This window comes from Microbacterium sp. bgisy203, assembly GCF_965345155.1.
In the GTDB taxonomy this organism is placed as follows: Bacteria; Actinomycetota; Actinomycetes; order Actinomycetales; family Microbacteriaceae; genus Microbacterium.
The window spans coordinates 150,721-175,386 of record NZ_CBDRLZ010000002.1 but is presented as its reverse complement, the minus strand read 5'-3'; the positions used below and the strand labels follow the sequence as shown (position 1 = coordinate 175,386).

General features: G+C 70.3%; 19 protein-coding genes and 1 pseudogene. 11 read left to right on the top strand and 9 right to left on the bottom strand.

Annotated features, from left to right (window positions below; genetic code table 11):
• Window positions 1-71 precede the first annotated feature (71 nt).
• The 5 genes from ACRVYW_RS04200 (at window position 72) to ACRVYW_RS04180 (ending at window position 4,170) form a co-directional block, all read left to right on the top strand.
• On the top strand, window positions 72-1,514 hold the full coding sequence (locus tag ACRVYW_RS04200; RefSeq protein WP_431802004.1) for a hemolysin family protein: 1,443 nt from the start codon (window positions 72-74) through the stop codon (window positions 1,512-1,514).
• A complete protein-coding gene (locus ACRVYW_RS04195; protein WP_431802002.1) occupies window positions 1,511-2,533 on the top strand; it encodes a CNNM domain-containing protein in 1,023 nt (340 codons plus the stop codon). Before ACRVYW_RS04200 ends, ACRVYW_RS04195 begins: the two co-directional genes overlap by 4 nt.
• Window positions 2,534-2,680: 147 nt before the next feature.
• Complete coding sequence (locus ACRVYW_RS04190) at window positions 2,681-3,037, top strand: hypothetical protein (protein ID WP_431802000.1); 357 nt, start codon at window positions 2,681-2,683, stop codon at window positions 3,035-3,037.
• 73 nt (window positions 3,038-3,110) lie between these two features.
• Window positions 3,111-3,674, top strand: coding sequence for an alpha/beta fold hydrolase (locus tag ACRVYW_RS04185; RefSeq protein ID WP_431801998.1), 564 nt, complete (start codon window positions 3,111-3,113; stop codon window positions 3,672-3,674).
• A 64-nt stretch (window positions 3,675-3,738) separates the two neighbouring features.
• On the top strand, window positions 3,739-4,170 hold the full coding sequence (locus tag ACRVYW_RS04180) for a hypothetical protein (protein ID WP_431801996.1): 432 nt from the start codon (window positions 3,739-3,741) through the stop codon (window positions 4,168-4,170).
• Between the two features lie 111 nt (window positions 4,171-4,281).
• Here ACRVYW_RS04180 and ACRVYW_RS04175 read toward each other — a convergent pair whose 3' ends face one another.
• From ACRVYW_RS04175 to ACRVYW_RS04160, 4 genes are all read right to left on the bottom strand, one after another.
• Window positions 4,282-7,380, bottom strand: coding sequence for a S8 family serine peptidase (locus ACRVYW_RS04175; RefSeq protein WP_431801994.1), 3,099 nt, complete (start codon window positions 7,378-7,380; stop codon window positions 4,282-4,284).
• Between the two features lie 180 nt (window positions 7,381-7,560).
• Window positions 7,561-8,649: an ABC transporter permease gene (locus ACRVYW_RS04170; protein ID WP_431801993.1), complete on the bottom strand. Its 1,089-nt coding sequence runs from the start codon at window positions 8,647-8,649 to the stop codon at window positions 7,561-7,563.
• On the bottom strand, window positions 8,646-9,578 hold the full coding sequence (locus ACRVYW_RS04165) for an ABC transporter ATP-binding protein (RefSeq protein ID WP_431801991.1): 933 nt from the start codon (window positions 9,576-9,578) through the stop codon (window positions 8,646-8,648). The genes ACRVYW_RS04170 and ACRVYW_RS04165 overlap by 4 nt, the downstream gene beginning before the upstream one ends.
• Before the next feature lie 132 nt (window positions 9,579-9,710).
• Entirely contained in the window at window positions 9,711-10,718 is a 1,008-nt protein-coding gene (locus ACRVYW_RS04160; protein ID WP_431801990.1) for a glycerophosphodiester phosphodiesterase family protein, read from the bottom strand.
• 170 nt (window positions 10,719-10,888) lie between these two features.
• Here ACRVYW_RS04160 and ACRVYW_RS04155 point away from each other — a divergent pair, with 170 nt between their 5' ends.
• From ACRVYW_RS04155 to ACRVYW_RS04130, 6 genes and pseudogenes are all read left to right on the top strand, one after another.
• A complete protein-coding gene (locus ACRVYW_RS04155) occupies window positions 10,889-11,791 on the top strand; it encodes a Bax inhibitor-1/YccA family protein (RefSeq protein ID WP_431801989.1) in 903 nt (300 codons plus the stop codon).
• A gap of 93 nt (window positions 11,792-11,884) precedes the next feature.
• The gene (locus tag ACRVYW_RS04150; RefSeq protein WP_431801988.1) at window positions 11,885-13,105 is read left to right on the top strand and encodes an ROK family transcriptional regulator; all 1,221 of its coding nucleotides are present in this window, start codon (window positions 11,885-11,887) and stop codon (window positions 13,103-13,105) included.
• 219 nt (window positions 13,106-13,324) lie between these two features.
• Window positions 13,325-14,476: an extracellular solute-binding protein gene (locus ACRVYW_RS04145; protein WP_431802596.1), complete on the top strand. Its 1,152-nt coding sequence runs from the start codon at window positions 13,325-13,327 to the stop codon at window positions 14,474-14,476.
• A gap of 7 nt (window positions 14,477-14,483) precedes the next feature.
• Complete coding sequence (locus ACRVYW_RS04140; RefSeq protein WP_431801987.1) at window positions 14,484-15,416, top strand: carbohydrate ABC transporter permease; 933 nt, start codon at window positions 14,484-14,486, stop codon at window positions 15,414-15,416.
• A gap of 1 nt (window position 15,417) precedes the next feature.
• Window positions 15,418-16,311 (top strand): annotated as a pseudogene (locus ACRVYW_RS04135) (carbohydrate ABC transporter permease).
• Window positions 16,312-16,333: 22 nt separating this feature from the next.
• Entirely contained in the window at window positions 16,334-19,369 is a 3,036-nt protein-coding gene (locus tag ACRVYW_RS04130) for an alpha-mannosidase (protein WP_431801985.1), read from the top strand.
• A 67-nt stretch (window positions 19,370-19,436) separates the two neighbouring features.
• Here the strand turns inward: ACRVYW_RS04130 and guaA are convergent, their stop codons facing one another.
• The 5 genes from guaA to ACRVYW_RS04105 form a co-directional block, all read right to left on the bottom strand.
• Window positions 19,437-21,020, bottom strand: a complete 1,584-nt coding sequence (gene guaA / locus ACRVYW_RS04125) for a glutamine-hydrolyzing GMP synthase (protein WP_431801984.1) — start codon at window positions 21,018-21,020, stop codon at window positions 19,437-19,439.
• Window positions 21,017-21,523: a DUF3817 domain-containing protein gene (locus tag ACRVYW_RS04120; RefSeq protein WP_431801982.1), complete on the bottom strand. Its 507-nt coding sequence runs from the start codon at window positions 21,521-21,523 to the stop codon at window positions 21,017-21,019. Before ACRVYW_RS04120 ends, guaA begins: the two co-directional genes overlap by 4 nt.
• A gap of 27 nt (window positions 21,524-21,550) precedes the next feature.
• Window positions 21,551-22,360 (bottom strand): SURF1 family protein, encoded by an 810-nt coding sequence (locus ACRVYW_RS04115; RefSeq protein ID WP_431802594.1) that lies wholly within the window; start codon window positions 22,358-22,360, stop codon window positions 21,551-21,553.
• A gap of 101 nt (window positions 22,361-22,461) precedes the next feature.
• On the bottom strand, window positions 22,462-23,580 hold the full coding sequence (locus ACRVYW_RS04110; RefSeq protein ID WP_431802592.1) for a GuaB3 family IMP dehydrogenase-related protein: 1,119 nt from the start codon (window positions 23,578-23,580) through the stop codon (window positions 22,462-22,464).
• Window positions 23,581-23,701: 121 nt separating this feature from the next.
• The gene (locus ACRVYW_RS04105; protein ID WP_431801980.1) at window positions 23,702-24,553 is read right to left on the bottom strand and encodes an endonuclease domain-containing protein; all 852 of its coding nucleotides are present in this window, start codon (window positions 24,551-24,553) and stop codon (window positions 23,702-23,704) included.
• Window positions 24,554-24,666: the final 113 nt, after the last annotated feature.

Genomic DNA, 24,666 nt, shown 5'->3' with positions numbered 1-24,666 from the left:
CCTGACCAGGAGGGTCGATCTTCCAACCCCCTCTACCGCCGCGAACACGGCAACCGAGGGGGTGATATCGAATGCTCGAAGCGACGCTGACGCTGCTCGTCGGCATCCTCGTGACGCTCGCGATCATCGCGGCCTGCGGCTTCTTCGTCGCGCAGGAGTTCGCGTACATCTCGGTCGACCGCTCCCGCCTGGCCGCACTCGCCGAGAAGGGCGACGCGCAGGCGAAGCGCGTCCTCGCGATCACACAGCGCACGTCGTTCCTGCTGTCGGGCGCGCAGCTCGGGATCACCGTGACCGGCCTTCTCATCGGATACGTCGCCGAGCCCCTCATCGGCGCCTCGATCGGCACGCTGCTCGGCGGCGTCGGCATCGCGCCGGGCGTGTCGATCCTCATCGGCACGATCGGGGCGCTTCTGCTGGCCACCGTGGTCACGATGATCTTCGGCGAGCTGTACCCGAAGAACCTCGCCCTCGCCAACCCGGAGCCGCTCGCACGGGCCCTGGCGGTGCCGACGCGCATCTACCTCATGCTCTTCGGCTGGCTGATCTCGGTCTTCGACGTCGCCGCGAACGCTCTGCTGCGGCTCCTGCGCATCGAACCGCTCGAAGACGTCGACGAGAGCGCCACGGCGCAGGATCTCGAGGCGATCGTCGAGGAGTCCCGCGCGAGCGGAGATCTCCCGGGCGAACTCTCGATGGTCATCGACCGCATCCTGGACTTCCCGCAGCGCGACGTCGAGCACGCGATGGTCCCGCGCTCGCGCATCGACTCGATCACCCCCGACACCACGATCGCCGAGGTCCGCGCGATGATGGCGACCGGTCACACCCGTTATCCCGTGATCGGCGACGAGGACGAGCCGGTCGGCGTCGTCGAGCTCATCGACCTCCTCCGCGGCGCGCATGCCGACGAGGCATCCGTCACGACCGTCATGCGGGATGCCGTCGTCATCCCCACCACGATGCTCCTGCCGGTCGCCCTCGAACGCATGCGCCAGACCCGCAACGAGCTCGCCTGCGTCGTCGACGAGTACGGGAACTTCGACGGCATCCTGACGGTCGAGGACATGACCGAGGAGGTCATCGGCGAACTCTCCGACGAACACGACCTCGACGTCGTCGAGACGGTGGCCCTCGGCGCCGATCGCTGGCGCGTGCCCGGAGACCTGCACCTCGATGAGGTCGAACGCCTCGTCGGGCACGACCTCGCCGACGACGATCGTGAAGACTCCGAGACGATCGCGGGGCTCGTCATCAGCACGTACGGCGACCTCGCACCCGCCGGCAGCGAGGTGCGCATCGACCTGCCCGCGAAGCCGTCGGAGACGGTGCAGGGCATCCACATCGACCGTTGGCTCGTGGTCACGGTGACCGCCGTCGAGCGTCACGTGCCGGCGCAGCTCGAGGTGCGACTGCGCGAGCACGACACGGATGCCGACGAGCCGGGCGACCCCGACACCGCGAGCGCCGATTCCGACGCCGCGCTCGGCGGACGAGAGGAGACGGCGCGATGAGCTGGTGGGCCGTCACCCTCGCCACCGTGGGCCTGATCGTCGCGAGTGCGTTCTTCGTGATCGTGGAGTTCTCTCTCCTCGCCGCGCGCCGCCACCGCCTGGAGGCGGAGGCCGATCGCAGCGCCTCGGCCCGATCCGCGCTGCGCGGCGTCAACGAGCTGACCGTGATGCTCGCCTTCGCCCAGCTCGGGATCACGGCGTGCACGTTCCTCCTCGGCGCGATCACGAAGCCCGCGATCGACTACGCGCTCTCCCCCGTCCTCGAGCAGTGGGGGCTCCCCTACGTGCTCGCCGACATCCTCGCGTTCGCGTTCGCGCTGATCGTCGTGACCTTCCTCCACCTCGTCATCGGGGAGATGGCCCCGAAGTCGTGGGCGATCGCCCACCCCGAGACGGCTGCGAAGGCGACGAGCATCACGGCACGGGCGCTCACGTGGCCGCTGCGCCCGTTCCTGCTGTGGATCAACCGCATCGCCAACCGCCTCGTCAAGGCGTCGGGCGTCGAGCCCGTCGACAAGGCCGCGGCCGGCGGCCAGGACATCGACACGATCCGCCAGCTCGTCGCGCACTCGCGGGCTGCCGGGACGCTCGAGGAGCAGTACTCCGCACCCATCGCCCAGGCGATCTCGCTCGGAACCCGCACGGTCGGCGACATCGTGCAGACGGATCGCACGCCGACGTCGGTGCCCGAGGGCGCGTCCGTCGGCGAGGTGCAGGCGGTCGCGGCATCCTCGGGCCACCTGCGGATCCTGCTCGGCAGCGGCGCCGACTGCGCCGTCGTGCACGTGCGCGACACGCTCACGCTCGACGCCGACGCGCCCGCCCGCGCGGCGGCGCGCGTGCCGGTGCGCGTCACGCTCGACCTGCCGGCGTACGAGGCGCTCGCCCGCATCCGGCGCGCCCGGGTGCAGCTGGCCGTCGTCGTCGACGGCGACCGCCTCGTCGGGGTCGTCACGATCGACGACCTGTTGCGCGAAGTGCTCCCTCGCGAGGCGGCCACCGCGGCCACCGCGTCCTGACGCGACCCTGGCCGCCGGGACCTGTGCCAGGCTCCCGCCGCGGCCGTCGCAGATTCGGAGATGCGCGCCGGATTCGGATGCCTGCCGCCCGGGCCTCCGAATCCGTGACGCATCTCCGATTCCGCGCACGCGGGTTAGCCTGAGTGCATGGACGGACTGCGGCGCGGCGGACGGGTGGCGCTCGTGTACCTCGTCGCGGCCGGCGCCGGGTGGGTCGTGGCGTCGTTCCTGGGCGACATCCTGCCCGGGTGGCTCGTGTGGCCGGTGACGTTCGTCGTCGTCATGGGCGTGGCGCTGATCGCGCTTCGCCGTCGCAGCTCCTCGCACACCCGTCCCCCGCAGGATGCCGATCTCGCGGCATCCGACGAGTACTCCGACCTGCAGCTCGGACGCCGCCCCGCCACGCCGCCGCCGCACGAGACGGGCACCACCTCTCAGCTCGGTGACCCGAACCCGGGCGACCCGCTCACCCTTCCGCCGCGCGACGACCGCCGGGAGCCGTGACACTCGCCAACGTCCGTCGATCGGCCGTTTCTGGGTTTGCCCGGCCCCGGCGCGCTTTGGGAGACTGGACGCCATGACCACCCCCGCCATCCAGACCTTCGAGCCCGACGGGCGCGCCATCGGCTACATCGACGAAGGCGAGGGCCCGGCGCTGGTGCTCATCCCCGAGACCGGCGAGGACATCGGATCGCTCGGCACGCTCGCCTCGATCCTCGTCGAAGAGGACTTCCGCGTCGTGCGCCTCGCCCCGCTCGATGCCGCGGCCGACGCCGGCGACCTCGCCCGCACGGTCGTGGACGTGATGGATGCCGTGGGCCTCGACCACGCCTGGATCGGCGGCCACGGCTTCGGCGCCACGGTCGCCCGGGCCCTTCCCGGCGCGAACCACGACCGTGTCGACGGCGTGCTGCTGCTGGCGCCCGAGCCGGCCGACATCGCGCTCGCAGACGACATCCCGGTGCTCATCATCCACGGCACCGACGACGACGACGCGGCCATCGCCGAGAGCGCACGCCTCCTGGCATCCGCCCCGACGATCGCGAGCGTCCGCACCGTCGACGGCGCCGGTCACCTCTTCCCCGCGACCCACCCGGGTGAGACGTCGTGGTTCATCGAGGACTACCTCGACTGGGACTGACTCCCCGCGCTTTCGCAGGATCTCGGCCTACCCTGGCGGCAACCGAGCCCGTCGAGGAGGAGCCATGAGCGCCCACGCCGTCCGTACGCCGTTCGCCTTCGTGATCGCCGGCGCGGCGCTCGCCCTGACGCTCTCGGCCTGCTCCTCGGGAGAGACGAACGGCGGCGCCGCGGCCCCCACGGGGTCGTCGTCGCGCCCGCCCTTCCAGACGACGACACCCGGCCCGGTCGGGCCCACGGGCGCCGCCGTCGAGGTCCCCGCGGCAAGGTGGGATGCCCTCGTCGCCGACCTCGAGTCCCGCGGGGTGACCGATGCCCCGCAGCTGGTCTCGGCCGAGGCGGTCACCTTCGCCGACGGATCCCTCGGCTGCGCGAGCCCCGGCCAGTCGTACACGCAGGCGCAGGTCGACGGCATGCGCGTCATCGTGACCGCGGGCGACAAGACCTACGACTACCGTTTCGGCTCCGGCGACGCGCTCGTCCTCTGCGAGCGCTGACCGCCTCGCCGAACTTCACCACGTTTCGACGCGCTCCGCTCGGTCGACGATCGGCGGGGGAACGGCGAAGGGGCGGGACGCTCGCGCGCACCCGCCCCTCCGTCGTCGGTCTTACTTCAGCTTGACCAGCAACGCCTCACCGGCACCCGACGGGTTGTCGTAGACGACGACCATCGAGCCGAGGGGCTTCTGCGCCGCGACCTGCGCCGCGTTGACGGGCACCTCGACCGACGCGCTGCCGCGCTTGGGGACCTCGACGTACTGGCCGTTGCCGATCGCCGGGGCGGTCGGGTCGTAGGTGGCCCAGCCGTCGACGGCATCCGATCCGCCGCTCGACCCGAAGGTCTGCACCGTGTAGTTGAACGATCCGGCGATGCCGAGGTCGCTCGCGTACACGGGCAGCAGGATCGTGCTCGAGTCGGTCGGCGCCTGCGCGAGGAATCCGCTCGCGTAGAGCGCACCCGTCTTGACGTTCGAGAGGAACACCTCGGAGGTGCCGTCGACGCTGCCCGAGCGCACGCCGCCGGAGTCGGCCGACAGGACGACCCAATCGGCTTCGCCGTCACCGTCGGTGTCGAGGATGATGTCGTACTCGTTGGCCGCTGCGTTCGACCAGCGCTTGTGCGTGTTGACCGCGAACACCATGAGGGTGTCGCCGCCGGCCGGGAACGACTGCACGCCCGCGGCGCGCACGTCGTAGCCCGTGTCGGGGAGCTCCTTCGTGGCGTCCTTGTCGTCCGAAAGGCCCCACGTGTAGACGTCCGCGGCGGCGGGCAGCGCACCGAACACGTTCCACAACGAGATCTTCTTCGTCGCGTCGGCGACCTGCTGCTTCTTCGTGAACAGCGTCGACGTCGAGGTCGACACGGTGCTGTTCGAGCGGGGCACCAGCAGGTACGGCACGCGCAGCGTCGAGTCCGGCGAGGTCAGGACGATGTCGCCCGAGATCTCGTGGAACGCGAACTGGTCGTCGCCGAGCGAGCTCGGCACATCCTTCGCCGCTGCGGTGACGGTCAGCAGCAGCTTGGCCGTACCGCCCGGGCGCACCGTGATCGACTTCGACGAGAGGCCGACGCGTGCGGGCAGCGACTCGGCGGTCGCGGCGGTCGAGACCTTGTAGGTCACCGCGCTCGTGCCGTCGTTGCGGAGCGTGACCGTCTTGATCCCGCCGAACCCGAGCGGCGACTCCTGGAAGCCGAAGCTCAGCGCCGACTCGCGCGCCCAGCCGCTCTCGATGCGGAACGCGTCCCCGGTCGCCGTGACCGTCGTCGCGACCGCCTGCGCGGTGTCGACGAGGCCGACGCCCCCGCGGACGAGGTTCTGCCCGGCGACGTTCTCCGGGTCTGCCGTGGAGACGATGGATGCCGACACCTGCGCCGCGTTCCAGGCGGGGTGCGCCTGGACCGAGAGCGCCGCGACACCCGCGACGTGCGGGGCGGCCATCGAGGTGCCCGAGAGGATCGCGGCACCCGCGCCCGTACCGACCGCGGCCGACGAGATGGACACGCCGGGGGCGGCCACGTCGGGGCTGATCGCGCTGTCACCCGAACGGGGACCCTTCGAGGTGAACGACGCGTAGCCGCGGAACGACGGGTTGACGATGGTGCCGCCCGCGATCGTGGCGGTCGCACCGGTCGTGAACGCCGGACCCGACGACGAACGCACCCCGAGGAACGGGATCGTGCCGACGAACTGCTCGCCGGTGTCGGGGTTCTCGGTGATCTGGCCCTCGTACGGGGGCAGGTCGTCGGTGGAGTTCACCATGAGCACTGCCGCAGCGCCCGCCTTCTCACCGAAGACGGCCTTCGCCACGCGGGCGCACGTGCCGCGCGAGACGACGGCGAGCTGGTTGCCGCCCGGGACGATGCCCGCGGCCGTGAACGCCTCGGTCGAGCAGCCCAGCGCGTTCGCGCCGGTGAGGCGGACGACCGAGAGCTCGCCGACCGACGAGAGGTCGGCGCCGTTGGCGTTGATCGCCTCGACGGCGGTGCCGCCGACGGTGACGGTCGCACCCGGGAACGACTCGGTGCTGTCGACGGCCGAGACCGAGATCACGCCGTCGCCGCTTCCCGGCGAGCCGGTGATGTAGGGGTTGCCGCCGGAGTTGCCGGCCGACGCGACGACGACGACGCCCGCGCCCACCGCGTTGGCGGAGGCGACGGCGCTCGGGTCGTCACCGCGGCCGAACGACGAGCCGAGCGACATGTTGATGACGTCCATGCCGTTCTCCACGGCCCAGTCGATCGCGGGGACGGTCTGGTCGGTCGAGCCGCCGCAGCCGAACACGCGCAGCGCGTACAGGTCGACCTGCGGCGCGACGCCGGGGCCGATGCGGAACTGCGTGTCGGGCGTCGAGGCGTCGTACGGACCGGGGTAGGTGGTGCCGTCGGGCAGCACGCCGGAACCACCGGTCGTGCCCGCGACGTGCGAGCCGTGGCCCTGGCAGTCGAGGGGGTTGCTGTCGGGCTTCGGGATGGGCTGGTAGGTGGCGCTCGACGAGTCGGCGTTGTAGTCGTCGCCGACGAAGTCCCACCCGCCCTTCACGCGCGGCGAGTCGGGTCCGAACAGCGCCGGATCGGCCGGCTGGTCGGACGAAGCCGCGGCGGCTTCGAACGCCTCGGTCGTGCCCGGGCCGCCGAAGGTGGCGTGGGTGTAGTCGATGCCCGTGTCGATGATCGCGACCTTGACGTTCTGGCCGGCGTAGCCGGTGTTCTGCCAGACCTGGGGGACCCCGAGGAAGGGCACCGAGACCGCGTTGTCGATGGAATATGTGCGGGTCGGGTGGATCGCGACGACGCCGGGGAGGCTCGCGACGGCGTCGAGCTGGTCGGCGGGAACGGATGCCTGGACACCGTTGTAGGCCGACTGCATCTGCGTCTGCACCTCGCCGCCCTTGCTCTCGAGCTCGGAGACGACGGGCTCCTGGGCCTTCTCGAGCTCCGACTTGATCTCGTCGCGCTGGGCGGCGCTCAGGTCGCCGTCGGTCTGGGCCTCGACGACGGCGACGGGGTCGCCCTCGAGCTCGACGATGACCGTGACGCGTCCGTCGGCGCCGATCGCGGCCGGAGTGAAGCCCGAATCGATCGCGCCGTCACTGGGCGCGGGCGCGAAACGCGACGACGGATCGTCTTCCGGCGTGGCCGCGATCGCGGCCGTTGCGGGCAGGGTGAGCGCGACCGCGCCGACCACCGCCAGGATTCGTCGATGCAACAGGGAACCACCTTTCGTGCAGGGGGGCACGCCGACGCCCGGGTCAGGCACGGCTGAAAGGAGGCTATGCATTCGTGCTGGATCCGGGAAGAGCGGACGCCCTTGCATGAGAGGATCCTCACGCGCATCGCGCGGATGCCGGAAAATCTCCGGCATCCGCCTGCGCTCATCCTGCTGCCGTCAGGCGATGCGCGTGCCGGGCGGGAGCGTCCGCGCCGGTGTGCGCGTGCGCGCCCACGCCCACCAGAGGAGGAGACCGGCGATCGCGATCTGCACGGCGAGCCCGACGAACCAGCTCGGCACGGTCTGCGCGATGACCTCTTCGGGGGTCGGTCCGGGTTCGTAGCCGCCGTACCCGGCGGGGTCGCAGTCGTCGTACGTCATCTCGAGCGGGGGCGTGATCTGCGCGCTGCGCACCCCCGCTTTGATCCACCCGAACAGATCGTCGGGGTTTCCGCGGTCGTCGAAGGTGGTCGGCGAGGCGTCGGCGAGGATGACGAACGGGTTGGTCGAGAGCATCCACCAGACGCGATCGAACCGCGGCACGCGATAGGTGGTCGTCTCCCAGTCCTCGCAGACCATGTTCTCCGCGTCGCCCCAGCACTCGTCGGACCCGTCACGGCACGTCATCGTGCCGTCGGAGTTGTAGGCGACGGACCGCGACTTCGACACCCCCTCGCTCGTGATCGACGCACCGACGAGACCGAACGCGATGGAGCTGCCGAACGTGAGTGCCGCGACGACGAGGTAGGTGACCGCGACCGAGAAGAGCGGGCGGGCGAGGATGCCGGACAGTGCGACGCCGATCGCCGAGACGACCGCGATCTCCGCCACGAGGATCGCGAGCGAGACGACCACCACGAGGGGGTTCACCCCTCCCGTGAGCGTGGCGACGACGAGGAAGGGCGTCGCCACGACGACGAACGCGAGTCCCGTGATCCAGGCGGCGAGGAACTTGCCCCAGAGGATCTCGCCGGTGGTGGCGAGGCTCACCTGCAGCGCCGCGAGCGTCGACGCATCGCGGTCGCCGTTGATGCTGTTGCCGCTGAGCGTCGGCGAGACGAGCAGCACGAGAAGCAGCGTGAAGCAGACGACGATCGAGTAGACCCCCGGCCCGCCCGGACCCCACCCGCCGAAGACGATGAAGGCGAGCGCCGTGACCCCGACGAGCAGGAACGCGAACACGCCGAGCAGCACGTACCACGACACCGTGCGCACGCGCTGGAGGAGTTCGAGACGGGTGATCGCCCAGAGGCGGGAGAGGTTCACGAGCGACCCCCTTCGAGATCGAGGAAGGTGTGTTCGAGCATGCCCGTCGTCGCGGCGTACTCCGCAATCGGAAGCCCGGCCCCCACCAGCGCCGCGAGGGCCGCGGCGGCGTCGGCGTCGGAACCGAAGGACACGAGCAGATCGCGGCGGTCGATCGGGATGAGCGCGGCGTCGAGCCCCAGCACCTGAGCCACGGGGACGACGGCGCTGCGCGGGTCGCGGTCGGCGAGGCGGATGCGCCAGGTGCGGCGCCGCGTCGCCGCCGCGGCGACCCGGTCTGCGCCCACCGTGGCCCCGTCGACGAGGAAGACGGCCTCGTCCACCACCTCGTCGAGTTCGGAGAGGATGTGGCTCGAGAGGAGGATCGTCCGGCCCTCGGCGGCGAGGCGGCGCAACAGCATGCGCAGTTCTACCCGCGCTTGCGGGTCGAGCCCCGACGCCGGCTCGTCGAGGAGCAGGACGCGCGGGTCGTGGACGAGGGCGCGGGCGAGGCCCAAGCGCTGCTTCTGGCCGCGCGAGAAGACCTTCGCCGGGGTGTCGGCGAGGGCACGGAGCCCCAGCTCGTCGATGAGGCGCTCGGCGCCGCGGGCGGCGGCGTCGGCATCGAGGTCGTAAAGCCGCCCGGTCATGACGAGGGTCTCGCGGGCGGTGAGCGAGGGCCAGGCGCCGAGGGAATCCGGCATCCATCCGATGATGCGGCGGACCCCGGCGGCGTTCTCGAGCGGGTCGATGCCGCCGATGCGGATCGTTCCGGCATCCGGGGCGAGGAGGGAAGCGAGCATGAGCAGCAGCGTCGTCTTGCCCGAGCCGTTCGGGCCGACGAGGCCGGTGACGGCGCCGGCGCGGGCGGTGAGGGTGACGTCGCGGACGGCGTGCACGGCACCGAAGGAGCGGCGCACACCCGAGGCGACGATGCCGGGGGAATCCATGGTGCTCACCCTATGCGGCGGGGGTCGCGGTTCTTCGGAGATCGGGCGTTCTTCGGAGATTCCGGCGCCGAAACGTCCGCAGAACGCGCGATCTCCGGAGAACGCGCGAGGGCGCGCGGCGCGCAGCGCGCGTCAGCGGAAGAACTCGAGCCCGAGGTCGGGGTGGTCGACGAAGACCCCGTCGACCCCGGCATCCGCGATCACCTGCCACTCCCCCTCGTAGGCGCCGAATGCCGCCTTGTCGCGCCCACGCCGGAACTGTCCGATGAGGAAGTTGTTCTCGGGGCGGCACGTCCAGGTGAAGACACGTAGGCCCCGCGCGTGCGCGTCGGCGACGATGCGCGACGGCCCCGCGGTGCGTCCGAGGCGGTCGGGGTCGAGGATCATCCGCTTGTCGACGCTGATCCCGTCGACCCGCCCGGCGAGGGCGTCGAGTCCGGCGGGCGCAGCCTGCTCGCGATACGTGGGGGCGGTGTGACCGCGCGCGGCGACGAGGTCGTAGGGCTTCCCGGCCGCCTCGAGCAGGTAGATGTATGTGCCCCGGATGCCGTGGGCGCGCACATCGGCGAGGACGGTCGACTCGAACGCCTCGATGAACAGCGGCAGCGACCCGTCGGCCCAGCCGGCGCTCCGGAGGGTCGCGGCGATCACCGCCGCGACGTCGTAGCCGAGGAGCGAGAAGTAGGTCGCGTGCTTGATCTCGAGGACGACGCCGATCTCCCGGCCCTGATCGAGGGATGCCTGGCGCACGATGTCGAGGACGTCCACGAGCCGGAGCGGCGGCTGCTCGCCGTCGAAGCTCGCGCTCGCCGGGCGGAGCTTCGGCAGGCGCTCGCGGCAGCGCAGGGTCTGGAGCTCCGCCCACGTGAAGTCCTCGGTGAACCAGCCGGTGAGCTCCGCGCCGTCGATCGTCTTGGTCGTTCGACGCTCGGCGAACTCCGGGTGGCCTTCGACGTCGGTCGTCGACCCGATCTCGTTCTCGTGGCGCACGACGAGGACGCCGTCGGACGTGAACACGACGTCGGGCTCGACGGCATCCACGCCGAGCGCCAGCGCGAGGTCGTACGAGGAGCGGGTGTGCTCGGGGCGGTATCCCGGCGCGCCGCGGTGACCGATCACGAGCGGACGACGACGCGGCATGCGTCCAGGGTAGCGAGGTCGGCCGCCGCGACCGCAAAGTTGAGTCGGGTCGCATCACCTTTTCACAGCGGACGCACAGCGCTCACCCTGCCGCAGACTTCGCCCGTCCGATACGCTGGAAATCCGCAGGATCCCGCCCGCGGCACCCCTCGCATTGGAGAGAGACCACAATGGCCTCGAACAGCAACCCCGCTTTCAGCAACCCCGCGTTCCAAGAACAGCGGCCCGGGCTGACCCCGCCGGCTGCGCAGACCCAGTTCGGCGTCGCTTCGGGCCAGACCGTCGACGCCGCCATGCAGGCGCAGCTCGAGGGCGCCTACGCCGCCCCGACCGCCGGCTCGGTCGACACCGGCCGCATGACCGTCGAAGACACCGTCCTGAAGACGCTCGCCCTCTTCGGCATCCTCGTCGTCACCGCCGTCGTCGGCTGGATCTGGACCATGTCGACCGTGACGGCCGACTACCCCGTCCCGACGATGGCCCCGTGGATCATCGGCGCGCTCGGCGGTTTCGTCCTCGCCATGATCGTGACCTTCACAGCCCGCAAGAAGATCCGCCCCGGCCTGATCTTCGCCTACGCGGCCTTCGAGGGCCTCTTCGTCGGCGGCATCTCGGCGTTCTTCGACTTCATCTGGCCCGGCATCGTCGTCCAGGCGACCCTCGCGACCCTCTCGGTCGTCGGCGTCACCCTCGCGCTGTTCGCGAGCGGCAAGCTGCGCGCCACGAAGCGCATGACCAAAATCTGGATGATCGCGATGGTCGGCTATCTCGTCTTCTCGCTGGTCAACGTCATCATGATGTGGATGGGCGCCTTCCCCGCCGGCAGCGCCGGCCCGTTCGGCATGTACTCGGTGAAGGTCGCGGGCATCCCGCTCGGCGTCATCATCGGCATCTTCGTGGTGCTGCTCGCGGCGTACTCGCTCGTGATGGACTTCGACTCCATCCAGCAGGGTGCCCGCAACGGCGCCCCGCGCGTCTACGGCTGGCTCGGCGCCTTCGGCCTCATGGTCACGGTCGTCTGGCTCTACGTCGAGATGCTCCGCCTCATCGCCATTTTGCGCGGAGACAACTGACGCCTCGCGCGTCTCGCAGGAAGGCCCGTCCGGCTCACGCCGGGCGGGCCTTCGCGTTGCGCGGGCGCGGGTTGGGGGTACGGTCGGATCACCATGAGACGCGGTTCCAACCTGCCTGCCGTCGGCACATACAACCAGACCCTGGTCCTCGACCTGATTCGCCGATCTCCGGACGGCCTCAGCCGCAGCGAGCTCGCCGAGCGCACCGGACTGTCGGCGCAGACCCTCAGCAACGTCGCACGTAAGCTCGTCTCCGAGGGCCTGATCTACGAGGGCGCGCCGATCATCGCCGGCAAGGGCAAGCCCCGCATCCCGCTGCTGCTGCGCCCTCAGGCGCGATACGCCGTCGGCGTCCACCTCGACCCCGCCGTCGACACGATCGTGCTCCTCGACCTCAGCGGGACGGTCGTCGCCCACCGGGAGCATCCCCCGCAGACGGGCCTCGACGCCGCGACACTGGTCGCGGGCCTCGCGGAGCGCATCAACGCGCTGCTCGATGCCGCCCTGGTCCGCCGCGACCTCATCCTCGGGGTCGGCGTCGCCGTCCCCGGCCCGATCGACGCGCGGCGCGGCGCGATCCTCGAACCGCCGCTTCTTCCCGCCTGGCACGGTGTCGCGCTGCGCGACGACGTCGCCGCGGCGACGGGCCTCGCCGTCGTGGTGGAGAAGGACGTCGTCGCGGCGATGGTCGGCGAGCTGTGGACGGATGCCGAACAGCAGCTCAACGAGGCCCTGTACTTCTACTACGGCGCGGGCGTCGGAGCGGGACTCGCGGTCGACGGCACCCCGGTGCACGGGCGCACCGGGAACGCGGGCGACATCGCGCACCTCGTGGTCGAAGCGGACGGCCCCCGGTGCGCCTGCGGACAACACGGATGCCTCGGCGTGGCCGTCGCACCCGAGCGTCTCGTCGCCGAGAGCGAGGGGATCGCGGTCGCCGATCTGCCGGCCCCCTCCGAGCTGCGCCTTCGACTGGGTCTGCTCGCCGAGCGCGCACGTCGCGGCGATACGGCGGCGGCGGCGTTGTTCGAGCGCACCGCCGCATCCATCGCGCGCGCGATCGTCCTGGTCAACAATCTGCTCGATGCCGACGCGGTGGTCATCGGCGGCCCGATGTGGGCGCGCATCGCGCCCGCTGTCGCGGCGCCGCTCGAGCGAGCGCTGAGGGAGAACTCCGCGTCGACGACGACGCGCCCGATCGCATTGTTCGAGAGCGCGCTCGGCACCGACGTCACCTCTCTCGGGGCCGCGTGCCTGATCCTCGACAGCGCGTTCACGGCCCGTCCCACCGACCTCATGATCGACCCGCGCTGAGCGGCGCCGATCGTTGTCACGTTGTGACCCGCCAACATCTTGACCTTTTAATCCATTTGCTTTAGAAAAAGAGTCGGTGCGGCGCACCGCGCACAGTCACAGCAAAGGAGCTAGGCATGAAGAGATCGATGACGACACTCGGGGTGGTGGGCATCTCCGCTCTGGCGATCGGATTGACCGGAGAAGAAGGAGTTCGAGGCGGCGAACTCGGGCACCACCATCGAGCTGGTCCCGATCGAGGCGGAGCAGGACCAGTACTTCACGAAGCTCGCGCTGATGAACGGGTCGCCCGACACCGCACCGGACGTGATCTACGAAGACATCTTCCAGATCCGCTCGGACGCCGCGGCAGGCTACCTGCAGCCGATCGACGACTACGTCGCGAAGTGGGACGGCTGGGACCTGTACGACGACGGCGCCAAACAGGCCGGCCTCGGCGACGACGGCAAGACGTACGGCGTCTCCCTGGGCACCGACACACGCGGGCTGTACTACAACAAGGATCTGTTCACCGCCGCCGGGCTTCCCGCCGACTGGGCGCCGAAGAGCTGGGACGACGTCCTCGAGGCGGCGCGCACGATCAAGCAGAGCAACCCCGACGTCATCCCGCTCAACGTCTACGCGTCGAAGGCGCTCGGGGAGGCGACGTCGATGCAGGGCTTCGAGATGCTCCTCTACGGCACCGGCGATGAGTTGATGGACACCTCGAGCAACAAGTGGGTGACCGGATCGACGGGATTCCTCGACGCACTGTCGTTCTATCAGACGCTCGCCGACGAGGGCCTCGGCCCCGACCCGGCCGACGCGCTCGATGCCGCCTGGGGCTCGAAGGTCAGCAACGAACTGCTGCCGCAGGGCAAGATCGCGATCGCTCTCGACGGCTCGTGGCTGCCCAGCAACTGGATCTCGGGCGACAACGCGTGGCCCGAGTGGGAGGACACGATGGGTCTCGCCGCCATGCCCACGCAGGACGGCAGCGGTGACGGATTCACGTCGATGTCGGGCGGCTGGACGCTGGCGCTCGGCGCGAACGCGTCCGACCCGCAGACGGCGTTCGACTTCATCGCGCAGGCACTGACGCCCGAGAACGCCCTCATGTACCACCAGGAGGCCGGCCAGATCGCGGTCCGCTCCGACGTCGCCTCGAACCAGGAGTACCTCGACTTCAACCCGTCGTTCGAGTTCTTCTCCTCGCTCGTGCAGTACACGCATTTCCGTCCCGCGACGCCGGACTACTCGCAGATCTCGTCGAACATCCCCGTGGCCACCGAGTCGGTCTTCACCGGCCAGGCTTCGCCGAAGGATGCCCAGGCGCAGTACGACCAGGCGCTCGTCGGCATCGTCGGCGAGGAGAACACGCAGGCGGGCTGATCCACCCATGACCGCCGTCGCCCCGCGCGGCACGGTCACGCGTGGCCGGGAGCACTCCTCCCGGCCACGCCGTGGCAGCCGCACCCTCTCTCGCGTCCTCCCGCTCCTTCCCGCGATCGTGCTCCTGCTCGCCTTCATGGCGGGCCCGATCATCTACGCGCTCTACGGCTCGCTCACCGACCGGGCCCTCACCGGACCCCGCGCCGCGAACCCCCAGTTCATCGGCCTCGACAACTACGCGGCGCTGTTGTCCTCACCGGACTTCTGGATGTCGCTGTGGCTGACGGTCGTGTTCGTCCTAGCATCCGCCGTGATCGGCCAGAACCTCCTCGGAATGCTGCTGGCCGTTCTCCTGCGCTCCGCGGTGAAGCCGCTCCGCTCCCTCGTCGGCGGCCTCGTCGTTCTCGCCTGGGTGCTCCCCGAGATCGTCGCCGCATTCGCGCTGTACGCGTTCTTCTCGAAGGACGGCACACTCAACGTCATGCTGGGGTGGATCGGCCTGGAAGGGACGGCGTGGCTGTACTACCTGCCCATGCTGTCGGTCATCCTCGCCAACATCTGGCGCGGCACCGCCTTCTCGATGATGGTCTACAACGCCGCGCTGGCCGAGGTTCCCCCTGACCTCACCGAAGCCGCGGAGATCGACGGAGCGAACGCGTGGCAGCGCTTCATCCGAGTCACGCTCCCGTTCATCCGGCGCTCGATCTCGACGAACCTGCTGCTGACGACCCTGCAGACCCTCGGCGTGTTCACCCTGATCTGGGTGATGACCGGCGGAGGCCCCGGCATCCAATCCTCCACACTCCCCGTGCTCGCCTACCAAGAGGCCTTCAAGTTCGCACAGGTCGGATACGGCACCGCGATCGCCGTCGTGACGCTGCTCATCGGCGCGGTGTTCTCCATCGCGTACATCAAGCTCTTGAAGCCGGAGGTGGACTGAGATGACCGCCACCCAGACCGAAGCCGTCACGACGCGTCGCGCCGCGTCGCCGAAGCCGATCAGCGTCGCCTCGCCGCGCAAGCGGACGCAGGCCCTTCTCTCGTCGCTCATCCTCGCGGCGATCGGTCTGACCTTCCTCGTGCCGCTCCTGTGGATCGTGTTCGCCTCCTTCGATCCGAATGCGACGACGTCGATGAAGCTGCCCGAGACGTGGACGGTCGACAACTACACGAAGGTCATGACGTGGGAGCTGACCTGGCAGCCTCTGCTGAACTCGATCCTGATCTCGTTCGGGACCGCGGCGATCACCGTCATCGTGGGCGTCCTCGCCGCTTACCCGCTCTCGCGCTACCGACTGCGGTTCCAGAAGTCGTTCATGTACGCGATCCTCTTCGGGACGGGCCTGCCCATCACTGCGATGATGGTGCCGGTCTACGCCCTGTTCGTGTCCATGGAACTCCTCGACTCGGTGTGGGGGGTCGTCCTCTTCATGGCGGCGACGTCGCTGCCGATGGCCATCTGGATGCTGAAGAACTTCATGGACTCGGTACCGGTTTCCCTCGAAGAGGCAGCCTGGGTCGACGGCGCGTCCTCGATGCAGGCGCTGACGAGAGTGGTCCTGCCCCTCATGCGCCCGGGCATCGGCGTCGTGTTCATCTTCGTGTTCACCACCGCATGGGGGAACTTCTTCGTCCCCTTCGTCCTCTTGTTCACCTCGTCGAAGTTCCCGGCCGCCGTGTCGATCTTCAACTTCTTCGGACAGTGCGGGGCCATCGCCTACGGACAGCTCGCCGCGTAATCCGTGCTCTATGCGACCCCCATGATCGTCCTCTACGTCGTCGTCCAGCGCCTGTCCGGCGGTGCGTTCGCACTCGCCGGATCGGTCAAGGGCTGACTCTCCCCCGAAAGGCTCCACCATGCACGACCGCTCCTCTCTCGCCGCGCTTCGCATCGACCGTTTCGTGCGCGAGCGGCTCACTCCCGCCGTCTATCGCGCCGCTGTCCCCCTCGATCTCGAGTTCTGGGAGGCCCCCGACGAGCCGGTTCCGTTCGCGGAGGCCGCCGCGGGCGTCTACGCGCCGATCTCGGCCGGGGACGCGTGGGGCCGGCCGTGGGGCACGACATGGTTCCGCGTGCGGGGCGCCGTCCCCGAGGAGTGGCGCCGCGAGGGTGCCCTCCCTCCGACGACGCGGGCGGAGATGGTCGTCGATCTCGGCTTCACGAGCGGGCAGCCCGGGTTCCAGTGCGAGGGAATGGTGTGGGATGCCGAGGGGCACCCCGTACGCGGCGTCGCACCGCTGAACACCGCGGTCAGCGAGGCGGTCGCCGCCGAAGGCACCGTCGACGTCTACCTCGAGGCGGCGTCGAACCCCGACGTCGGGAGCTTGTTCAGCTTCGCGCCGACGTCGCTCGGCGACAAGGCGACCGCGGGGCCCGGGCCGATCTACCGCCTGCGCCACGTCGACCTCCGCCTGCGCGACCTCGAGGTCGCCGCCCTCCTCGCCGACGTGCGCGCGCTGCGAGGACTCGCCGACCAGATCGACCCGCAGTCGCCCCGTCGCGCCGAGATCCTCGTCGGCCTCGAGCGGATGATCGACGCCGTCGATCCCGACGACGTGGCCGGCACGGCCGCGCGCGGCCGCGAGATCCTCGCTCCCCTCCTCGCCCGGCCCGCCGTCGGAAGCGCACACACCCTCCACGCGGTCGGTCACGCCCACATCGACTCGGCCTGGCTGTGGCCGGTGCGCGAGACGGTACGGAAGGTCGCTCGCACCTTCTCGAACGTCCTCTCGCTCATGGACGAAGATCCCGACGTCGTCTTCGCGGCATCCTCCGCCCAGCAGTACGCCTGGATCAAAGAGGTCTACCCCGACCTGTTCGCGCGGATCGCCGAGCGCGTCGCCGAGGGCCGCTTCGTGCCGGTCGGGAGCATGTGGGTCGAATCCGACACCAACATGCCCGGGGGTGAGGCGCTCGCCCGACAGTTCGTGGCGGGCAAGAGCTTCTTCCTCTGCGAGTTCGGCATCGACACCCCGGAGGTGTGGCTTCCCGACTCGTTCGGCTACACGGGGGCGCTGCCGCAGATCGCGGCCGCTGCGGGAGCGCGGTGGTTCCTCACGCAGAAGACCTCGTGGAACGAAACCAATCGCATGCCGCACCACACCTTCCAGTGGGAGGGCATCGACGGCACCCGCCTGTTCACGCACTTCCCCCCGGTCGACACCTACAACTCCGTCGTCTCGGCGAAGGAGCTCGCCCACGCCGAGCACAACTTCGCCGACAAGGGTCGCGCCAACGTCTCGCTCCTCCCCTACGGCTACGGCGACGGAGGTGGCGGCCCGACGCGGGAAATGGCGCAGGCGATCACGCGCACCCATTCTCTCGAGGGTTCGCCGAAGGTCGTGCACAGCACCCCGCGCGCATTCTTCGAGACAGCCGAGGCCGAGTACCCGCACCCCGAGGTCTGGACCGGAGAGCTGTACCTGGAGTTCCATCGCGGCACCTACACGAGCCAACTGGCCACCAAGCAGGGCAACCGGCGCAGCGAGCACCTTCTGCGCGAAGCGGAGCTGTGGGCGACCACCGCCACGGTGCGCACGGGTGCGACCTATCCTGCCGAGCGCTTGCGGCGCGCGTGGGAGACCGTACTGCTCCAGCAGTTCCACGACATCCTGCCCGGCTCGTCGATCGCCTGGGTCTATCACGATGCGGAGCGCAATTACGCGGCCGTCGCGCGCGAGCTCGAGGACATCATCGCGACGAGCCTCGCCGGCCTCGCCGGCGAGGGGACGACGACCATCACGGTCAACGCCGCCCCCCACGCGCGCGGCGGCGTGCCGGCCCTCGGCGGCGGGTCAGCGAAGACGGATGCACCGGCGCTCGCCGCGCCGGTGCAGGACGGCGACGGGTGGACGCTCGACAACGGCATCCTGCGCGTGCATGTCGACGGTCGCGGGCTGGTGACCTCCGCCGTCGAGGTGGCCACGGGACGCGAGGCCGTCGCGCCCGGGAGTGTTGCGGGTCTCCTGCAGCTGCACCGCGACACGCCCACGCAGTGGGATGCCTGGGACATCGACGTGCACTACCGCGAGAACGTCGCCGATCTGGTCGACGCCTCATCGGTGCGCGTCGAGGACGACACCATCGTCGTCGAGCGGACGTTCGGGTCGTCGCACCTCACCGAACGCATCTCCCTCGGCGCCGACGCGCGCGTCGTCGCGTTCGATCTCGACATCGACTGGCACGAGACGCAGAAGCTCCTCAAGTTCGCCTTCCCGATCGACGTGCACACCGACACCGCGACCTCCGAGATCCAGTTCGGTCACATCGAGCGCCCCACCCATACCAACACCTCGTGGGATGCCGCCCGCTTCGAGACGGTCGCGCACCGCTGGGTGCGGGTCGCCGAGCCGGGCTTCGGCGTCGCGGTGGTCAACGATTCGACCTATGGCCACGACATCACCCGCGCCGCGCGCGCGGACGGCCGGGGCACGGTGAGCACCGTGCGACTCTCACTCATCCGGTCGGCACTCTTCCCCGATCCCACGCAGGACGAGGGCCGTCACCGCCTGCGCGTCGGGTTCGTCGTCGGCGCGGACGTCGGGACGGCGGTCGCTGAGGGATACCGGATCAACCTTCCCGAACGGACCGTCGTCGGCGGCGCGGAGGAGCTCGCCCCCCTGCTGCGCGTCGACAGCGAGGGCATCGTGGTCGAGGCGGTCAAACTCGCCGAGGACGGCAGCGGCGACGTCGTGGTGCGGCTCTACGAAGCCCTCGGCGCGCGCACCGCGGGCCGACTCACGCTCGACTTCGAGGCCAGCGGCGTCGTCGAGACCGATCTGCTCGAACGGGAGACGGAGCGCCGCGCGGTCAGCGGCGTAGACGACGCTCTCTCGTACCTCGATCTGGCGCTGCGCCCGTTCGAGATCGTGACGCTGCGCATCGCGCGCTGAGTCACGGGGGGTAGTCACAGGGGGAAACGACGGATGCTGGGGCGCGCGGCCCCGGCATCCGGTCAGATCACTCCCACTCGATGGTCCCCGGGGGCTTGGAGGTGACATCGAGCACGACCCGGTTCACGTCGCGGACCTCGTTGGTGATGCGGTTCGAGATCTTCGAGAGCACGTCGTAGGGCAGGCGCGTCCAGTCGGCGGTCATCGCATCTTCGCTGGAGACGGGACGCAGGACGATCGGATGCCCGTAGGTGCGGCCGTCGCCCTGCACGCCCACCGAGCGCACGTCGGCGAGGAGCACGACGGGGCACTGCCAGATCTCGCCGTCGAGGCCGGCCTTGGTCAGCTCCTCGCGGGCGATGGCGTCGGCATCCTGCAGAATCGCGAGGCGGTCAGCGGTGACCTCACCCACGATCCGGATGCCGAGGCCGGGGCCCGGAAAGGGTTGACGGGAGACGATCTCTTCAGGTAGCCCGAGCTCGCGACCGATCGCGCGGACCTCGTCCTTGAAGAGGGTGCGGAGCGGCTCGACGAGCTCGAACTGGAGGTCTTCGGGAAGCCCGCCGACATTGTGGTGGCTCTTGATGTTCGCGGTGCCGGTGCCGCCGCCCGACTCGACGACATCGGGGTAGAGCGTCCCCTGCACGAGGAAGCGGATCGGCTCGCCCTCGGCGGCGGCCTCGGCGACGAGGTCCGCCTGCACCTTCTCGAACGCGCGGATGAACTCGCGGCCGATGATCTTGCGCTTCTGCTCGGGGTCGCTGACGCCCGCGAGCGCGTTCAGGAACGTCTCGCGTGCGTCGACCGTGATGAGTCGGACGCCCGTCGAGGCGACGTAGTCGTTCTCGACCTGCTCGCGCTCGCCCTTGCGGAGGAGCCCGTGGTCGACGAACACCGCGACGAGCTGGTCGCCGACGGCCTCGTGCACGAGCGCCGTCGAGACGGCGGAGTCGACGCCGCCCGACAGGGCCGAGAGCACGCGCCCCGAACCGACCTGCTCGCGGATGCGCGCGACCTGCTCGGCGATGACGTTGCCGCTGTTCCAGTCGGCGGGAAGGCCCGCCGCCTTGTGCAGGAAGTTCTCGATGACGGCCTGGCCGTAGTCGGAGTGCTTCACCTCGGGGTGCCACTGCACGCCGTAGAAGCACCTCTCGGCGCTGCCGAAGGCGGCGACGGGGGTCGCGGCGGTCGAGGCGAGGACCTCGAAGCCCTCGGGTGGGGCCGAGACCTGGTCGCCGTGGCTCATCCAGACGTTCTGGTCCTGCGGCTGCCCGGCGAGGAGCACGCCCCCGGAGCCTGCGACGACGGCATCCGTCGCGCCGTACTCGCGCAGGCCCGTGTTCGCGACCGTGCCGCCGAGCTGCTGGGCCATGACCTGGAACCCGTAGCAGATGCCGAGCGTCGGCACTCCGAGCTGCAGGATGCCGGGGTCGAGGCTCGGCGCGCCGTCCTCGTAGACCGAGGACGGTCCGCCGGAGAGGATCAGCGCGACGGGGTTCTTCGCGGCGACCTCGTCGGCGGTCGCGGTGTGCGGGACGATCTCGCTGTAGACGCCGGCCTCGCGCACGCGCCGCGCGATCAGTTGCGCATACTGTGCGCCGAAGTCGACGACGAGGACGGGACGCTGATCGGTCTCGGTCTGGGTGGTCAACGGCTGCCTTCCGTGGCGGGGGTGGCGGGGTGGGCGGGAGTTGTGGATGCGGATGCCGCCGCGGACGCCTCGTCGGCCTCGCGCTTCGCGAGGTACGCCTTCACGTCGCGGGCGACGCGGGCCTCCATGAAGAACGACAGGAGCGGGACGATGCCGCCGAGGGCGAGCATGATGAAGCGGCCGAAGCCCCAGCGCATGAGGCTCCACACGCGGAAGCACGCGAAGAGGTAGACGACGTAGAACCAGCCGTGCGCGATGAGGATGCCGAGGGACAGGTTCACCCCGTCGCCGGTCGACTCGTGCCCGGTCGCGGTTTCGACGACGGGGGCGAACCACAGGAATCCGCCGGAGCCGCCGAGGAACAGCTCGTAGCCGAAGGCGTACTTGATGATCATCTCGGCGCACAGGAGCAGGAGCATGACGCCCGTGATGACCGAGGCGATCTGGTAGAAGCGCAGCGCGCCGCGGATCGCCGGGAAGGTGGCGAGCTTGGGCTGGGGCATGGCCTCCAGTCTAGTCGCCGGGCGAGGTCAGGCCGCCGGACCCCGCTCCTCGAGCTCCTCGAGCTCCTTCTCCCAGGCATCCCTCGCCAGGCGGTACCACATGTAGAAGGCGAAGCCGGCGAAGATCGCCCACTCGACGGCGTAGAAGACGTTGAGCCAGTTGACGTTCGAGCCCTCTTCGGGCGCCGGCGAATCGATCGGCACGAGGCCGTCCCGCAGCGTGTCGCCGCCGTCCGCCACCAGGTAGGGCCGATACACGTTGAGCCCGTCGGTGTCGTGCCACCAGCTCAAGAGGGCAGCCGGTGACATGCGGGTCATCTCGGTCGCCGGCGCGCCCTTCGGAGGCAGCGCCGGGCCCTCGTCGGAGATGAGCCGGCCGGTGAGCTCGACGGCGGCAAGATCATCGCTTCCGGGGTCGCTGTTGAGGGAGGATGCCGCGGCTTCCGCGACGGCGCGGGTCGGCGTCCACCCGATCGCGACGGCGAGCGAGGTCGGGTCGGGGATCTGCCCCTCCTCGCCGGCGGGCGTGGCCGGGTCCACCCGCAGCTGGCCCGTGACCCAGTAACCCTCGTCGCCGCCGTTGAAGCGCGAGGAGACCACGAGGAAGTCACCGGCGACGAACGTGCCGGCGACGTCGACCTTCTGCCCGACGAGCGGCTCGGGCAGGTACGTCCCCGGGGCGACGACGTCGGCGATGGGGCGCACGTCCTCGGTGATGCCGGGGGGCGGCGGATTCGTGTCGATCGCGCGGCCCAGCTGCCACTGGCCGAGCCAGGCGAAGACGCCGGCGACGACGAGGGCGAACAAGAGCATCCCGATCCACCAGGGCCGGAGCATCACTTCGCGCAGCGTCGGCGGGAACACCTCCGGCGGCTCGGGCGCGGACGTGCGGGCGCCGGGCTCGGGCGTGCGAGGGGATGCCTGGGGGTCTGACGTCATCACTTCGTGGAGTACGGCGCGACGACGACCTCGACGCGCTGGAACTCCTTGAGGTCCGAGTATCCGGTCGTGGCCATCGACTTCTTCAGCGCGCCGATGAGGTTGGTGGTGCCGTCGGCGACAGGGGCCGGCCCGTACAGGACCTGCTCCATCGTGCCGACCTGTTCCACGGCGACGCGCTTGCCCCGCGGTAGTTTCGCGTGGTGCGACTCCGGACCCCAGTGGTAGCTGTGGCCGGGCGCGTCGGTCGAGCGCGCGAGCGCGACGCCGAGCATGACGGCATCCGCACCCATGGCGAGCGCCTTGACGATGTCGCCGGACGTGCCCACGCCGCCGTCGGCGATGACGTGGACGTAGCGGCCGCCCGATTCGTCGAGGTAGTCGCGGCGCGCGCCGGCGACGTCGGCGACGGCGGTCGCCATCGGCGCGTGGACACCGAGCACCGCGCGGGTCGTGGAGGCCGCTCCCCCGCCGAAGCCGACGAGGACGCCCGCCGCGCCCGTGCGCATGAGGTGGAGCGCCGCCGTGTAGGTCGAGGCGCCGCCGACGATGACGGGGACGTCGAGGTCGTAGATGAACTTCTTGAGGTTGAGCGGCTCGGCATCCGACGACACATGCTCGGCCGAGACCGTCGTGCCGCGGATGACGAAGAGGTCGACGCCGGCCGCGACGACCGTCTCGTAGAGCTCCTGCGTGCGCTGCGGGGTGAGGGCCCCGGCGACCGTGACGCCCCCCGCGCGGATCTCGGCGAGGCGGTCGCGGACGAGCTCGGGCTTGATCGGCTCGGCGTAGAGCTCCTGCATGCGGCGGGTGGCTTCGGCCGCGGGCATCGCGGCGATCTCGGCGAGGAGGGGCTCGGGGTCGTCGTAGCGCGTCCAGACGCCCTCGAGGTCGAGGACCCCGAGGCCGCCGAGCTGCCCGAGCATGATCGCCGTGCGCGGCGACATGACCGAGTCCATGGGGGCGCCGAGCACCGGGATGTCGAAGCCGTAGGCGTCGATCGACCAGGCCGTCGATACATCTTCGGGGTTGCGGGTGCGCCGCGAGGGCACGACCGCGATGTCGTCGAACGCATACGCGCGGCGGGCGCGCTTGGCGCGGCCGAGCTCGATCTCCATGCTCACGCCCTCCAGCCTACCCGCGCTGCGGTGCGGGCTTCGGGCGCGGGCTTCGGCGCACGTACTCCGCAGATCGTCATGTACTCCGCACCCGCAACCGGTCCCGCCTGCGGAGTACGCGTCATACTGCGGAGTTCGTGTGCAGCCCGGCGGCGAGCGCCCGGCGGATCGTGCGCTCCACGGCATCCCGGTGGTAGACCACCTGTGCGTACGAGAACCGCAGAACGGTGTAGCCCCGAAGTCGCAGCTCGGCATCGTGCGCGATGTCCTTCGATCTCTGAGCCGAGCTCGAGTGGTGCGCCCACCCGTCGATCTGGATGACGAGCCAACGCCCGACGAGCACATCGACGGGTTTTCCGGCGAGCACGACCTGCTGCCGCACCTGCACGCCGAGGCGTCGGAGCGGCGCGCAGACGAGCACTTCGAGCCCCGAGTCGGCGAGGCCGTTCACCCGCCCGGCGAGGTCACGCGCGGCCCGAGACGCCCAGCGCACCCCTCGCAGCGCCTCGGGCGAGAGTTTCTCCACGCGGGATGCCGATTCCCACAGCGCCAGCGCGGCATCCGGGCTCTGGCAGAGGGCGATGTGCGCGAGCGCATCTTCCACGCCGGCGACGAGCGAGCGGCCGAGCGGGACGAGCGGCTGCGTCCAGTGCGCGACGCCGGGCCACGTGTCTCGGGGGCGCGGACCGGTGCTCCCCGGCACGAAGTGCAGGTGCGGCTCGTCACCGATTCCCTCTGGCATCCACCACCCGCGGCGACGGGCGAGGCTCGTGCACGTCAGGCGCCCGCCGAGCCGCGCGGCCTCGCGCACCGCGTCATCGGCCGCGCGCGAGACGAACCACGAGCGTCGCAGCACGTCGACCTCGCCCGCGCGGACGAGTGCGCGGAGCTGGCGGTCGGTGTACCCCTCGGCGTGCAACTGGTCGCGGTGCAGCGCGACGCCCAGAATCCGGTCGGCGAGCGAAGGTGGCATGCCAGGCATCCTCGCCCCTCTGCACGCGCTGGATGCCGTCGATCGGGCGACATGTGGATGGATCGCGCAGATCAGCCGCTGGGGAGGAGCGGATGAACTCCGCAGATCGTCGC